Source organism: Vibrio paracholerae (genome assembly GCF_037672085.1).
GTDB lineage: Bacteria > Pseudomonadota > Gammaproteobacteria > Enterobacterales > Vibrionaceae > Vibrio > Vibrio cholerae.
In genome coordinates this window covers 1-14,608 of the sequence record NZ_JBBHLM010000001.1, presented here as the reverse complement: position 1 = coordinate 14,608, position 14,608 = coordinate 1, and the positions used below count along the sequence as shown (strand labels likewise).

Below are 14,608 nucleotides of genomic sequence, written 5' to 3'. Positions count from 1 at the left end.
ATTATCAAATGCAACAAGATGATCTCTCGTCAAAGTCGTCGTGTGATACCCCTTCAGCAATCAGTAAACATCAGTGAATAACGCACTCCAAGATTGTTTATTTTTTCAACCAGACACATATAGACATGATTTTTATTCTCATGATTTAATTAATTGTTATGTTATAACGTTTTAATTAAGGACATTTTGATGAAAAAAAGGTTGTTATTCGGTTTGATTTTAGCGCTAGGAGGCGCAGGGATTTGGTTGACGAAAACGGAGCCTGCACCGAGTTCGCTGGAGATTTCAGGCCCCTTTGAGTTTAACAGCCAAGATTTAGCCAAGGACGGATTCCTGTTTTCGCGTCTACAAGTAGTTGAATCCTTGGTTGGCATCAATGAGAACTCACAACCGTACCCTTTGCTGGCCAAAAGCTGGACGGTAAGTGATGATGGATTAGTGTGGCGTTTCCAAATACGTCCTGAAGTACAATTTCACGATGGCAGCCAATTGACGGCACAAGCGGCGGCGACGGCTCTTAATCATGCGTTAGGTAAGCCGGGAGTAATAAAACAAGTGCCGATCAAGGCGATTACCGCGCAAAACGACCAAGTAGTGATTGAACTTAATACTGTCTATCGTCCGCTCGCGGCGGTGCTTGCTCACTACTCGCTCGCAATTGCCTCCCCCAGCTCTTATGATGCCAGTGGTAACGTGATTCGGCTCTTAGGCACGGGTCCTTATCAAATCGCACAATTGCAAGCGCCTCATAAAGCCAGTGTTATCCGCTTTAACGCTTATTGGGGTAAACCCGCCAGTATCGAAACCATCAATTATCTGGCAGGCCATCGCTCAGAAAGCCGCGCTTTGTTAGCACAAACTGGGCAAGCCGATCTGGTCTACACCCTTGACCCTATTAGCATTCCGAGTTTGCAACAGAGCCACAATCTGGATCTCTACATTGAGTCGATGCCGCGTACGGTTCTGATCAAACTCAATAACCAACACCCTTTGCTTAATCACGCCGATGTTCGTCAAGCAATCAGTTTGGCAATCAATCGTGAAGGTATTGCTCAATCGGTACTTAAGTTACCGGGATCAGAAGCGCATCAACTCTTTTCTCCCGCACTCGGAGCTTGGCACTTAGCAGAAAAATCACAGCCGCAACGTCATTTAGCGACCGCGCAAACCCTGCTAGCCAATCAAGGCTGGACGCTCAATGACCAAGGTTTACTGGAGCGAGAAGGCCAAGCGTTCCGAGTTCAATTGCTGACTTATGCTGATCGCCCTGAACTACCTTTGATTGCCACCGCGCTACAAGCCCAGCTCAAAGAGATTGGCATTCAAGTGGATATTGCGATTGATAACTCAAGTGCCATCCCCGCCAAACATCATGATGGCACCCTAGAAATGGCCTTGATTGCCCGCAACTTCGGTACTATTTCCGATCCTCTGCCACTGCTTTTGAGTGATTTTGCAACGCATCAAGGATCGGATTGGGGCCCAACCAATTGGTCATCACCTCAGTTTAGCCAACTGCTGGCTGAGCTTTCGACCGAATCAGACAATGCGCGTTATCAGCAATTGGCCGCCCAAGCCTCCCAATTACTGGCTGATGAGATGCCGCTCATCCCTGTGACTTATTACCGCCAGATTGTGTCGGTCAATAAACGAGTCGCTGGATTTTCGTTTGATCCCTTTGAAATTAACTACCGCGTCGCGCAGATGAGTTTCAATGACTAAGATTCTTGTTCACCGTTTTTACCAGGCCCTCTTTGTGGCCTGGTCCGTTGGCACACTGACCTTTATTTTGATGCGCTTTATTCCGGGTGATGTGGCTTATCGCATTGCAGCAGGTCGCTATGGCTATGATTATGTCAATGCCGACGCCGCGCTTGCAGTGCGTGCTGAGCTAGGGCTGGATCGCTCCGCTTTTGAGCTTTACTTGCAATGGCTATGGGATTTACTGCATCTTAATTTAGGCCATTCTCTGGTCAGCAGTGAACCCGTCATTAATGCGATTATGCATAATCTCGGACACAGCCTTTTACTTGCAGGTGCTGCAACACTACTCTCGCTGTTTATCGCGATCCCAATTGGGGTCTATTGCGGAAAACGTACCGATCAGTGGGCAGACAACCTTGCCCTGCTCACCTCAATCATGATTAAAGCGCAGCCAGTATTTTTGATTGGTCTGGGGCTTGTCATCCTGTTTGCCTTGCAACTGAATTGGTTGCCTGTTGCTGGATTTGGTCATCCCAAATTCCTTATTCTGCCTGCGCTGGCTTTAGCGCTGGGTATGGCAGCAATGTCGAGTCGCATGATCCGTAACTCGACCGCACAAGTGCTGCAATCCCCTTATTACGCTTTCGCGCGTTTGAAAGGTTTGAATCACGAGCAAGCCTTTACGCGCCACGCACAGCGTAATATCACCCTTCCCGTTATGGCATTTGTCGGCATTCAGGCAGTGAGCTTAGTAGAAGGGATAGTGATGATTGAATCCCTGTTCTCTTGGCCCGGTGTGGGGCATGCCTTGTCACATGCGATTTTCCAACGCGATATTCCAATGATCCAAGGCTCTGCACTGGTGATGGGATTACTGTTTGTCGCGCTCAATACGCTGGTCGACTTAGCCCAATACGCATTAGACCCTCGCCTACGTTTAAGCCGACATGTTCAACCAGAGGCCTAACATGAAACTGCACTTATCGAAACCACAATGGCTTGGAGTGAGCCTGCTGATTTTGCTCGTAATGCTCGTGCTGATCGAACATCTGCTGTATGGCGGCGATCCGGCCAAACAAGATCTCAATCGCGCTTTAGCCGCCCCCAGTTGGGGTGAACCGCTGGGTACCGATCACTATGGGCGCAGTAACTTCGCACGTTTAAGCTCTGCAATTGCGACCTCGTTAACCATGGCCGTCTCTTGCGTAAGCAGTTCCGCGTTACTGGGGTTAGTCACTGGCGTGGTCGCAGCATGGAAACGCGGTTGGTGGGATAGAGGCTTTTCTTGGCTACTCAACATGCTGCTGGCCATGCCCGGTTTAATCTTGGTGTTACTGTTTGGCGCTATGGTGCCGGGATCTTTTTTCATCCTCTATCTCGCTATTGCCTTAATGTTATGGGTGGAATTTTTCCGCGTAGTGCGCAGCAAAACCCTCTCATTACTTGAACAGCCACAAATTGAAGCCTCACGATTGTATGGCTTCAATGCTTGGTATCTATTTCGCCGACATCTTTGGCCTGAGCTAAGGGAAGATCTCTTCACGCTGGCCTGTTTTGGTGCGGGTAACGCGATTTTAGCGCTCGCCTCCATCGGCTTTCTTTATGTTGGACTTAAGCCACCCCAAGCGGAATTAGGCATGATGATGGTGGAGCTCTTTCGCTACTATCACCAAGCCCCTTGGGTACTCGCCCAACCTATCTTAGTGGTGTTTATTTTAGTGTTAAGTTTTCAACTGCTGGCCAAAGGAAAAATATCGTGACCGCGCTCCTCTCTGTACAACAACTCGCGATTTCTACTGCGCAAGAAACCTTAGTCGAAAGCTTGTCCTTTGAACTGCATGCTCACCAAGCACTGACGATATTAGGTGAAACGGGATCAGGCAAAAGCTTGTTGGCGAATGCGATTATTGGCAATTTGCCCGCAGGGCTGCGCAGCCAAGGTAAGATTGCGTTATTTGGCCAATATCAACATCAGCGAACTCAAGCAGAACGTGAAGCGCTATGGGGAAAACAACTTGCCGTCTTGCCCCAAGAGCCTTGGCATGCACTCAACCCAATCATGCGCGCGGGCGAACAAGTGGCGGAGGTGCATCGCTTGGTGATGGGCAATCACGCTGCTAGCGCAGCATTAACCGACTCCGCTTTTCAGCAAGTGGCGCTTCATGAGGATCAGATCAAGTACCCACATCAGCTCTCTGGCGGCATGGCGCAGCGCGTCGCCTATTTGTGTGCCACCCAAACGCAGGCGCCTTTGCTTATCGCCGATGAACCAACCAAAGGTTTAGATGCCAGCCGCCGCGATCAAATCATTGCCTTATTGCAAGCACAATTAACTCGTGGTGCGTTGTTAACCATCACTCACGATATCGAAGTTGCCGAAAAGCTCGGTGGAACCATCATTGTGATGCGCAAAGGTGTTATTCAAGAGCAAGGGCCAGCCCAACAAGTGTTGAGCCATCCTCAATCAGATTACACCAAGGCACTGATTAGCGCTGACCCCAGATATTGGCCAACAATACCGCAGAGTAAAATAGGAGAGCCCCTGTTGACCGTGGACAATATCGCCATGCATCGCGGGGAGAAGTGCTTGTTTGATTCGCTGAGTTTTACCCTCAGCGCCGGAGAAATTCTTGGCATCAGTGGTGATAGCGGCTGCGGAAAATCTACCCTTGCCGATCTATTACTCGGGTTACTCAAGCCCACCCAAGGTTATATTCATCACCCACAAGCGATCCCTGTCGGTAAGGCACTGAAACTTTATCAAGATCCGCCCAGCGCCTTGGCAAAAAGCGTCACTTTACAGACACTATTGGAAGATGTGTGTCGTCAGCATACGGTCGAACGCCGCCAAATTCCTCGTTTACTGGAACGCCTCGCTTTGTCACCCAGCTTACTGTCACGCAAAGCCAATCAAGTTTCAGGCGGAGAATTACAACGTTTTGCAATTCTGCGCGCTTTACTGACGCGGCCAACCCTCTTAGTCGCCGATGAGCCAACTTCGCGACTTGACCCCATCACTGCGGCCAGTACCTTGCAATTAATCATCGAGTTGACTCAAGAGATCGGCTGCGCTTTGGTCTTGATCAGTCACGACAAGCTCGCCCTTGAGAAAACCTGCCATCGTGTACTCTATTTGTAAGATGAGCTTTGTCATTCATGGGGCCGAATGGCCTCATGAATTCGTTTGTTTATTGCTAATTTACACTGTAAATATTCAATCATTGTTTGACGCAAATGAAATATTACTTACCCTTGTCCTCTATCTCAGAGATGGAGTTATTTAGCAATAATCGAAATGGCTATTTACACTGTAAATTCGCTAGCAAAGCCAAGATTTCCGTTCGCACCGCTTGCTCGACTTGCCGCTTCCCACTTAACTGAAACTGCTCAGCACAGGCCGCCCAACTTTTACGCTGCAGAATTTTACTGATCAACAAAGGAGATAGGCTCTCTAGTGATGGAGCCGTTGCCAGTAGCCAAGCATAAAGCCACACCGCTACGCTTTCGTAATTCGCTCCACCTCGCGCGTAACGCTCGATCAATTCCAAAGGGAGCTGAGGTTGAGGCAATGCGACAGTACAGGGCAAAAGCTGTTGAATGATTTGTGGCTCCAATGCCTGCAGTGAATCACTAAGTTCAAAAATCCAATGTGCACTAAACTGCTGTTTGGCTTGCTCCAACCAATCGAGATGCTCTCCGCGCACCATCAAGAGAGAGTAACAACCACTGGCCTGATCTCGATGTGAACCGAGTTTTATTGGAACGAAGTGGTTAGCTAGCCAGAATGGCAATAAATCTTCACTCACCCCGAAGCTGGTGGCGTAATAATCCGCGTGATGCTGCGCAATAAAATGGGTCAACAATTGGCTACCCATACCTTGGCGTTGGCAGTCGGGATGGACGGCAATGCGTAATATTCGCCAGCAAGATTGGCGCGCCGCTTGGCTAATTCCTAATTGATTCGCCAAAGTCACAGGGGTTAAATGCCCTTTCGGACGCCGCGTTCCCAATTGAATCGCCTCAATCGTCGGCGCGTCTAACTCACCTTCACGCACCGCCAAAACGCAACCGACGCACACCTCTCCTTGATAAGCGACCAACAACGTCATCGCTTCATCTTGCAGTAAAGCAAAGAGATCGTTAGGCGAGGTTTGATAATGCGCATTGACCAAAAGTGCAAACACTTGTGCTAATCGCTCAGGTTGCTCCACACACTCAGGCTGACTGAATAAAGAAAAAGACAGTGGCTCTCTCGCCTGCTCTAGGGCAACTTCAGGCAACTCACTTTGTAAAAGAAATACCTGATTTTGCCACTGTTCCAGCGCATCTCTCGCCGCCCAGCGGATCGGCTGCTCAAGATGCAGTGAACGCATCTGCGGGCGCTGTACTTGCAACCAACTCTGAAATTTCAGAGAAAAACCGCGCCCACACCCTTCGTAGCCATGAATGGTCGAAGAAAATACCGCGCGGTGATAGTGCTCCACCCAGCGTTTTAAAAATGGCAACGGCAGCGCGGCGGCTTCGTCTACCAACAATAAATCACACTCAGGTTGAGTGCGCAGTAACTCATCCGGAGCCATAAAACGTAAGCTTGATTGTTCCGTTTGCAAATCACCGCGCTGGCGATGGGCTTGTGGCAATTTACGCTGGGCATGCACAAACAGCGGCTCCACAGCAGCCAAAGTAGGCGCTGTCACCACAATATGAATAGAGCGCGATGACATCAGCTCAGCGGCCGCCAATCCTAGCGCACTGGTTTTTCCACGCCCGCGATCGGCAGTCAGCACTAAAGGACGCTTGCGATGCCCAGTCACGACTTTAATGATGCTGTCGATCGCCAATCTTTGTTCGGTATAAGTTTGTTCGGTATTCGTTCGCGTAACCGAAGCCGAATGGGGTAAAGCCGGCACCGTTTGTGGCGTAATCACAAGCAAGCGATGACAAGCGCGCTCTAGCCAGACTCGTGCACAATGGTTGAGGGTAGTCGGTTCGCCAACCACCAACAGTAATCCACCGCCCACCAAGGTACCCAGCACCGCATTAAAGCTATTGGCATCCCAACCTTGTGTTAAATCTACGATCAGGAGTTGGCATTCTCGCCCTAACCATTGCTGACCTTGGCGATAGTCGACACAAGTCACACCCTCAAGCTCAGTTTGTCCTAACATCAATATCGGTTGTTCGGCAAAGTGCGGAACAAGTGTTTTCAGTAAGTGATGCTGCCACTGTGCATCACCACGCAGCCAACAGCCAAAGCGAGTCTGTCCTTGCTTGGCGAGCTGCTGAAGCTGTAATAAATAGGTGATTGGCTGAGTCATAACGAGCAATATTCAAAATATGATGTGCCATGTTAGCACAAGCCAAACCGATCGCTGTAAAACCTTGAAAGGCATCATAAGATGGGGGAAACATTTGTTAACAGAAGGCTAAAATATTTTTTCTTAACGACAAATTATATTTGCTTTATCACAGCAAAAAATTCACTAATTATGCACTCGAACCCCGGCATTGGGCTGGGTTAAAAAGGAATCAAAATGCAATGAAAACTTTCATTAAAGGATTGGTGCTTTCTGCCGTTGTTGCCTCTTCTCAGGTTTATGCAAATCAGACACTTAACGTTTACGCATGGGGTGGTTATCTACCAGAGAAATCACTAAAAGCGTTTGAAAAACAAGAAGGCGTTACTATTAACTATTCAACCTTTGAGAATAATGAGTCGATGTATACCAAACTCAAGCTTCTAAAAGGTACAGGGTATGATGTCGTATTTGCGTCCGCTTATTTTATCGAAAAAATGGGACGTGAAGGGCTGCTAGCAGAAATCGATCATAACCAAATCCCGAACATGAAAGATGCAATGCCAACCGTATTAGGACTGGCGCACGATCCTCAAAACAAATTCTCACTCCCCTACATTTGGGGTATTACCGGTCTTTATTACAACTCTTCTACCCTGCCTAACGGCATCACAAAATGGGCTGATTTGTGGGACAAGCAATACGAACAGCAAGTCATGCTGATCGACGATATCCGCGACGTGTTTGGTATGGCATTGAAGCTTAATGGCTTTAGTATCAACACCAAAAATGAAGAGGAAATCAAAAAAGCGTACGAATCTCTGGTGGCGCTGAAGAAAAACGTATTGCTGTATAACTCAGATGCGCCACACGTGCCTTACGTTTCTGGCGAAGCAACACTGGGCATGCAGTGGAACGGCAACGCCTACCAAGGCCAAGTGGAAATGGCTGAGCTGAAATTCGTTATGCCTGAAGAAGGGGCAGTGCTGTGGATGGATAACTTCACCATTCCTTCAGGCAGCAAGAACATTCCGTTGGCACACAAGTTTATCAACTTCATGTACCAACCAGAAAACCAAGCTGAGATTGTGCAAACCTTAGGTTATGCCTCTGCAACCAAAGGTGGCCGTGCAATCTTACCGGCAGAATTGCGCGATAACCCGACAATCTTCCCATCAGATGAAGATATGAAGAAAGGTGAATTCACCAACGATGTCGGCCCAGAGACGCTAGCGATTTATGAGAAATACTGGCAGCGCTTAAGAAACCAATAAGAGCTCGTCTCTAAAACGCACAAAGCCCGCATCTGCGGGCTTTGTTATTTAGGTCGACTCAGTTTAGCTTGCGTTGCACAAAATCAAGAATATCTTGCATTAGCTCATCATCAATTTTCTTCAAATTCAGCACCAAATTACTGCCTTTACGAGCATAACTGGCACGACCTTTGATAAGCTCAACCTTAGGTGTTTCAATGCGTTTAGGAGGTAATACATCCTGAATCCAGCTTTCGATGGTTTCCGTGACTTCTTTGGTAATACGCGCCACTCCTTGAGCTTGAGATTGCTGCCACACGAAACCATTTTCTTGATGGCATTTCGCTAATAGTTGCTCACGCTGAGCCTCATTCAGCTCGTTAAACTGTTTATGTAATTTAACGATAGTAGGACGCCCAAGCTCTACAACACTCGGATACGCCTGTAAAAGCTCTAGCGGTAAAGCGGCTGCTTTTAAGGCACCACTAACCAACGCCTCACTGCACTGGAACATTTTGGCAAGCGCTTTTTGGTCTTCCGCCTCACCACTATCGAGCTTGGCTTGCATCTCTTTACCTTTCTCATACAGAGAAAGAGGCTTATGCGCATTCGCGACATCAGACAAAAACTTAGCATGCTCAGCATTGATATTTTCAGCCACATACACCAAAAACTCTTTGCCCGCCAGGATGCAAGACATGCGACGACGGCTACCATCGAGCACTTCGATTTTGCCATCTGCAGTTTTACGGCCAACGGCAGGGTATTGCTGGCCACGCTCACGCAATGTGGTCAGTACATCAGCCAAAGCATGTTCGGTTAAAAACGCTTGTTCACGGGCATTTTGAGCAAACACAACGGTTTTTTCCGCCACTTCATCTGCCGGAATTCGCATCAGTTCAAAGGTCACAACCTCTTCACCCGCTACAGCCAACTCAATCATCTGTGCTTGTGCTTTCACCGCAGATTGCGCTTCAGCAGGCGTCGTTGCGCGGCGTTTATCCGCCTTTCCAAACAGCTTTGCGTTCAGTTCAGAAGTTTTAATTGCCATAAGTTACTTACCCTTGATTCAGTGAAGACCAATATGAATGAAGTACGCGCTCTAGCTCTAAAGCACTTTTTTGTACCGCATCCTGAGCGGTCGCCAAGGTTTTTTTACCGCCCTCGAAATCGTTAACGGTCAAATCAAAAACGGTACTGTAAGTATCCGCACAGGTTTCAAACGCACGGCTACGCGGGATGGTAGCCATCATAACTTGATCCCCCAACAAGTAATTCATTTCGGTCAGTACCGACACCTGTTTCTTGTTGTCATCTTCAAACATGGTTGGCATCAAACGTACAAATTCGAGCCCTTTCCAATCTTCAGGGAACATTTCGTACACAGTGGGCAAATGTTGGAAGAAATTGACCGTGGAAGCCCAATCCAATCGCTTCGCCGCACAAGGGATCAACAACGCATTCGAGGCATACATCGCATTCCACACTAGTGGATCAACGTGTGGACCTGTATCAATCATGATGATGTCAAAATCACTGGCAATTTTATCGATAAGCTTCTCTTTGAGTAAGCGAACAATATCTAGTGATTGATTTTGTGAGAGATATTGCCAAGCCTCAGCGTTAAACATCGCATCTTCAGGGAACGCAGAAATGGTTTTCAAGTTCGGATATTGAGTCGGCAACATCACGTTTTTACGCAAGAATTCAGTGTCAACTTGAACCCCATCAGGCACATTATCGAGCATGATATCAACCGCTGAATAGATATTGGTGTGCTCTGCCAGACTGATTTGCGGATTCAAGAACAAGCGCAGCGAACCTTGTGGATCTAAGTCAATCAAGCAGATACGGTAACGCTTATCTAAATTGAGCGCTAAACAAGCAGCAAGATGTACCGCCGTCATCGATTTCCCCGTACCACCCTTTTGGTTTTGTACGTTGATGACCCACGGCTTATTCTCATTATTTTTTTTGCGTTCATAGAATTTAGGTACGCCAGCGGCGTCCATCAACATATGCGCTTCAGAAAGGGAGATAGAGTAGTGGTTCGCGTTATTTTTGGTAAATTGATGCCCTGCCTCTTCCATCTTAGCGATAGCCTCATCAAGCTTGCGACGGGTTAAACCAGAGCGAGTTTCCATAAGGGCTTTAGACATTGGAGGAAAATGTTCATCACGACGTTCCTCTAATACAATCTCTATACGATCCGCCTGCACCTGTTGGGTAAGTAGTGCAAGCTGGTAGAGATTCTCTATCGTTTGTTCTCTTTTCATTGCCAATTTCCATTATTCGGGCTTTAAACAAATTGTACAGCATAACTTATTTATAACAACAAAAAGGTGAACACTAAACGATGAATTAAAATCACACATATTGGAGTATTAACAGAAAATTGATACCAAACAAACATAGTTGGGCATAAAACTAGTTTTTAAATGGCCTGTAATTCTTCGATAAGACGAAGATAATTAAAATATTACAACGTCACTTATTTACAATGTAAAGCCTCGTTTTGAAGTGATGATGATGAAATAACAGCGTGCCATAAGCGGAACGATTAAACCACCTCACTAAGTTACGGTGAATGCAATTTTGATTTAAATAATACACAGGTTTCAAGCGAGATAAGAAAATTCCTATCTTTCCTCAGTGAATGGACATCACTGCAACGATGATCAAGAGCGCCATCTTGATCATTCTTCCGTAAAAAATAGGGGGTTAAGGAAACATGATCAAGAGCCCGTCATGGCTATAAATCGACGCAAGAGAATCGACAATTGAAGATCTTCAATCGGATCGATGATCAAGAGGTCAATTGAGACGGAAGCATGTAAATTCATCATCAACTTACGGTCAATGTCAGGCAGAGTAAGGCTTTGACTCGTCAGTGATGAAAAACAACCTATCAATACTCGTGCTAATCAAAACGAGATAAGCAGAATAACAGCCATGATCATGCTTTCATTATCTTACATCAGCATCTTAGGCAAAACGGTATAGCGCTGAAAATGTCAATTGGAAACGTAAGTCACGGGTATTACCTGAAATATGGCCAAAAAATCGTCGTCTCTTGATCATCTGTCCGTGGCAATGAGAGCGCAACGGAATGTCGATAGCACCATTAATTTTGGTACAACCCACTCAGCTTGTGGATAAACTGTGTGAGTACCTTGATCATGCTTAGTCGCCTACGTTGATCATTGATTCTATTTGTAGATGATCATGCTTAAAGGAATAAATGATCATGCTTACGATCTTGTATTGATCATGGTTTCACACAGAACATGATCATGCTTCTGAAGCACTAAAAATATTACCATTTAATTACAATCACTTAGATGCAAGAAACAGCGCAGATCATTAGATCACTCTAATCATATTTAATCATTTAAATCAAAAAGATCAGTTATTTAAAAACAACAAATTTTTCTTTATTTATGATCTCTTTTTCTTTATTCTCTTGGAACTATAGTGATATTACGGCAAGTGTGATACGGATCTAACCATGAGCTCAGAAGAAAAACGATTGATCAAATTACCTAGAACTCATAAAGATGGTCATCTTTTTGAAGTCTCTGAAGCAGCGATTGACTGGATTGAACAGTATCAACACTTTAAAGGTGTCACGAAAAGCATCGTTGAACTCTTAAATCTTATCTCACTGCGTGGATTACGCAGTAAGGATGGCCTAGTCTCAACCACTGAACTGATTGATGCAACGGATGGGCAGCTTACGCGTGCAGCTATTCAGCAGCGATTAAGAGCGGCTGTGGCCGTCGGATTATTCAAACAGATCCCAGTGCGTTTTGAAGAAGGGCTGGCCGGAAAAACGATGCTCCATCGTTTCATTAACCCCAACCAATTGATCTCTGTACTTGGTTCAACCAGCTTAGTTACTGAATCTGTTAAACAAAATGAAAAACAGAAGCGTTCTAAAGCCTTAGCGCAGACACAAGTCAATCAACGTTTGCTGCATGAGCATGGTTTAAATACACCACCAGCGATGAAAGATGAAGCAGAGCAGTTTGTGGTATCCCCCACCAACTGGGCTGGGATCATAGATCAAGCATTAGCCCCCCCAAGAACCCGCAAAAGTTACCAAAAATCCATGGTTTCAATATCGGGTACTCGCGCTGTGATTGAAACACGATCGTCTAAAAACATCATGACGGTCGACGATCTCATGACTTTGTTTGCCTTATTCACTTTAACAGTGCAGTACCATGATCATCACCAAGATGATTACCATTTCAATGCCAAACAAGCACCAAACAAAACACCGCTGTATATCACTGATATTCTCTCTTTGCGTGGCAAAAAAGACAGCGGCCCAGCACGTGACTCAATTCGTGACAGTATTGATCGTATTGAATTTACCGATTTTCAGTTGCATGAACTGACGGGCCGTTGGCTCAGTGAGAATATGCCCGAAGGTTTTAAAAGCGATCGTTTTCGCTTTTTAGCGCGCACTATCACCGCTTCCGAAGAGGCACCTGTGGAAGGCAGTGATGGCGAGATCCGCATCAAACCCAATCTGTATATTCTGGTTTGGGAACCTTCGTTTTTTGAAGAATTATTAACACGAGATTATTTCTTCCTGTTTCCACCGGAGATCTTGAAACAGCATACTTTGGTATTTCAGCTCTATTCCTATTTCCGTAGCCGAATGTCTCGTCGTCATTCCGATGTCATGATGCTCAGTGAACTCAACCAAAAATTGGCCAGAAACATCGAATGGCGACGTTTTTCTATGGATCTGATCCGTGAGCTTCGTCGTCTCTCCGAAGGGAAGGGGAGTGAGGATCTGTTTGTGGTCAATTTGTGGGGATACCACTTAACAGTGAAAAGCATCGTAGAGAAAGGCAAAGTGGTCGATTACCAAGTCGATATCAAATGTGATGTCGAAGAGGTGCTGCGCTATTCACGAGCCAAAACCACCAACGCAGGTAAACGCAATATGGCTCCGACGTTGCCAAACCCTTTACGCAACGAGCTGGTTTCCAAGCAGAAGTTAGCCGAGCTATCGAGCATCATTGATGGTGAATTTGAACCTATTCAGCGCAAAGCCCCTTCGCCGAGAGGCCGATTAGGCCGTCGTGTGAAGCTACGTAAACATCTTGTCGAGATCAATGCCGATGAAATCACCATTACTCTATCGCGTTATACCTCTCCAGAAGCGCTAGAACGCAGTATAACGGCTTTAGCGGCGATGACTGGACATGCCCCTTCATCAATCAAAGAAGAGTGTGTAGAGCTCATAGACAAGCTAGATTGGCTACGTGTCGAAAATGATGTTCTCCAATACCCGACCTTGAGTAAGTTGCTTGAGCTCTATAACAGCCAAAATGAAAGTAAGCACCTGTCGATCGAAAAATTGATCGCAGGTTTAGCGGTGCGCCGTAAAGTCTGTAAATTAGTTCTAGATGGACACATTGACGAGACGGTGTATCGAGCCTTAGATGAGATGGCGGCTGGTGCCTAGCTTAAATGAACTGGGGTTGGTTTTTGTGACTTAAACCTGACAACAGTCTGACATTTAACCAGATAACCGCCGATACACTCTTTCGCGAATAGACAACCTTTTGTCATATCTAATGAATTGTAGATTGGCTCATATGTTTTAAGCGAGTTTAAATAGCTCGCTCTTTTTTTGCCTACGTTTTGGCAAAACTCCTACTCAGTGCTTTCGATTCCGACTATCCGCGCATCGGATCTCGAGTTCCTTGATCATCGTTCCAAGCATGAAACGCCATAAATCGCACATGGGCATCGATCAATTCGCGAGATTGAGATTCTCCCCCGACTTGATGGTTGAGATGCTCAAGACTCAGCACCATTAGCTGTTGCATCCGTAACAAACACCAAGATTTCAACTCCAAGTCACATTCAGGTTGAGCGGCACAGAGCTGGAATCGACCGTAAGCCAAATTGAGATATTGCAAGGCCTTCTCGGTATCCGTCTCGCGATAAAACTTAAATTGACGCAAACAGGCATCAAGCCAGCAGGCAATCGCTTTGCTTTGCGTTTGATTGAGCTCTGGCTGCCAGAGTGCTTGCGGTGCACCAAAAATCAGAGGCTGTAGTTTAGCGACGGCAGAACAATCGCTATTTTGATACCAGTGATGAATGGTTTTTAACCAATTTTCTAGTTCATTCATACCGTAAGTTCCTGTTATCAAACAAGAGTTGATCTCATAAGATCAAAGATCTGAAGCAAACCACGTGGCTTATGATGCTTTTCATTCCTGTAGTGTGGTTCACGATGGCGATGTTTGCCAGATGCTCTTAACAGGGAAGGGAGAAGGTCAATAGAATATCTGGGAACAGGTACGTTTTACGGCTAAATAACGC

General features: G+C 46.2%; 10 protein-coding genes. 6 read left to right on the top strand and 4 right to left on the bottom strand.

Features of this window, described 5'->3' with window-relative positions:
• Positions 1-189: 189 nt before the first annotated feature.
• The 4 genes from R4537_RS00050 to R4537_RS00035 are packed head-to-tail and all read left to right on the top strand — an operon-like array spanning position 190 to position 4,843.
• A complete protein-coding gene (locus tag R4537_RS00050) occupies positions 190-1,722 on the top strand; it encodes an ABC transporter substrate-binding protein (RefSeq protein ID WP_071178910.1) in 1,533 nt (510 codons plus the stop codon).
• Positions 1,715-2,671 carry an ABC transporter permease gene (locus tag R4537_RS00045; RefSeq protein WP_071178909.1) on the top strand — a complete coding sequence of 319 codons (957 nt, stop codon included), beginning with the start codon at positions 1,715-1,717 and terminating at the stop codon, positions 2,669-2,671. The genes R4537_RS00050 and R4537_RS00045 overlap by 8 nt, the downstream gene beginning before the upstream one ends.
• 1 nt (position 2,672) lies before the next feature.
• The gene (locus tag R4537_RS00040) at positions 2,673-3,464 is read left to right on the top strand and encodes an ABC transporter permease (protein ID WP_057558395.1); all 792 of its coding nucleotides are present in this window, start codon (positions 2,673-2,675) and stop codon (positions 3,462-3,464) included.
• Positions 3,461-4,843: an ABC transporter ATP-binding protein gene (locus R4537_RS00035; RefSeq protein WP_071178908.1), complete on the top strand. Its 1,383-nt coding sequence runs from the start codon at positions 3,461-3,463 to the stop codon at positions 4,841-4,843. The genes R4537_RS00040 and R4537_RS00035 overlap by 4 nt, the downstream gene beginning before the upstream one ends.
• A gap of 160 nt (positions 4,844-5,003) precedes the next feature.
• Here R4537_RS00035 and R4537_RS00030 read toward each other — a convergent pair whose 3' ends face one another.
• On the bottom strand, positions 5,004-7,022 hold the full coding sequence (locus R4537_RS00030; RefSeq protein WP_071178907.1) for a GNAT family N-acetyltransferase: 2,019 nt from the start codon (positions 7,020-7,022) through the stop codon (positions 5,004-5,006).
• A 221-nt stretch (positions 7,023-7,243) separates the two neighbouring features.
• Between R4537_RS00030 and R4537_RS00025 the strand changes: the two genes are divergently transcribed.
• Positions 7,244-8,275, top strand: coding sequence for a polyamine ABC transporter substrate-binding protein (locus R4537_RS00025; RefSeq protein ID WP_000846699.1), 1,032 nt, complete (start codon positions 7,244-7,246; stop codon positions 8,273-8,275).
• A gap of 58 nt (positions 8,276-8,333) precedes the next feature.
• Here R4537_RS00025 and R4537_RS00020 read toward each other — a convergent pair whose 3' ends face one another.
• Complete coding sequence (locus R4537_RS00020; RefSeq protein ID WP_000985775.1) at positions 8,334-9,305, bottom strand: ParB/RepB/Spo0J family partition protein; 972 nt, start codon at positions 9,303-9,305, stop codon at positions 8,334-8,336.
• A 7-nt stretch (positions 9,306-9,312) separates the two neighbouring features.
• Complete coding sequence (locus tag R4537_RS00015) at positions 9,313-10,530, bottom strand: AAA family ATPase (protein WP_000817991.1); 1,218 nt, start codon at positions 10,528-10,530, stop codon at positions 9,313-9,315.
• A gap of 1,232 nt (positions 10,531-11,762) precedes the next feature.
• Between R4537_RS00015 and R4537_RS00010 the strand changes: the two genes are divergently transcribed.
• The gene (locus tag R4537_RS00010; protein WP_029628349.1) at positions 11,763-13,739 is read left to right on the top strand and encodes a replication initiator protein RctB domain-containing protein; all 1,977 of its coding nucleotides are present in this window, start codon (positions 11,763-11,765) and stop codon (positions 13,737-13,739) included.
• A 214-nt stretch (positions 13,740-13,953) separates the two neighbouring features.
• On the opposite strand, the gene R4537_RS00005 is transcribed toward R4537_RS00010, so the two are convergent.
• The gene (locus R4537_RS00005; protein ID WP_071178906.1) at positions 13,954-14,415 is read right to left on the bottom strand and encodes a transcriptional regulator; all 462 of its coding nucleotides are present in this window, start codon (positions 14,413-14,415) and stop codon (positions 13,954-13,956) included.
• Between the last annotated feature and the right edge of the window lie 193 nt (positions 14,416-14,608).

What these genes read in the sequence shown, in the direction of transcription:
- R4537_RS00050 (WP_071178910.1), top strand. Translation starts at nt 190, where the DNA reads ATGAAAAAAAGGTTGTTATTCGGTTTGATTTTAGCGCTAGGAGGCGCA.
- R4537_RS00045 (WP_071178909.1), top strand. Translation starts at nt 1,715, where the DNA reads ATGACTAAGATTCTTGTTCACCGTTTTTACCAGGCCCTCTTTGTGGCC.
- R4537_RS00040 (WP_057558395.1), top strand. Translation starts at nt 2,673, where the DNA reads ATGAAACTGCACTTATCGAAACCACAATGGCTTGGAGTGAGCCTGCTG.
- R4537_RS00030 (WP_071178907.1), bottom strand. Translation starts at nt 7,022, where the DNA reads ATGACTCAGCCAATCACCTATTTATTACAGCTTCAGCAGCTCGCCAAG.
- R4537_RS00025 (WP_000846699.1), top strand. Translation starts at nt 7,244, where the DNA reads ATGAAAACTTTCATTAAAGGATTGGTGCTTTCTGCCGTTGTTGCCTCT.
- R4537_RS00020 (WP_000985775.1), bottom strand. Translation starts at nt 9,305, where the DNA reads ATGGCAATTAAAACTTCTGAACTGAACGCAAAGCTGTTTGGAAAGGCG.
- R4537_RS00015 (WP_000817991.1), bottom strand. Translation starts at nt 10,530, where the DNA reads ATGAAAAGAGAACAAACGATAGAGAATCTCTACCAGCTTGCACTACTT.
- R4537_RS00010 (WP_029628349.1), top strand. Translation starts at nt 11,763, where the DNA reads ATGAGCTCAGAAGAAAAACGATTGATCAAATTACCTAGAACTCATAAA.
- R4537_RS00005 (WP_071178906.1), bottom strand. Translation starts at nt 14,415, where the DNA reads ATGAATGAACTAGAAAATTGGTTAAAAACCATTCATCACTGGTATCAA.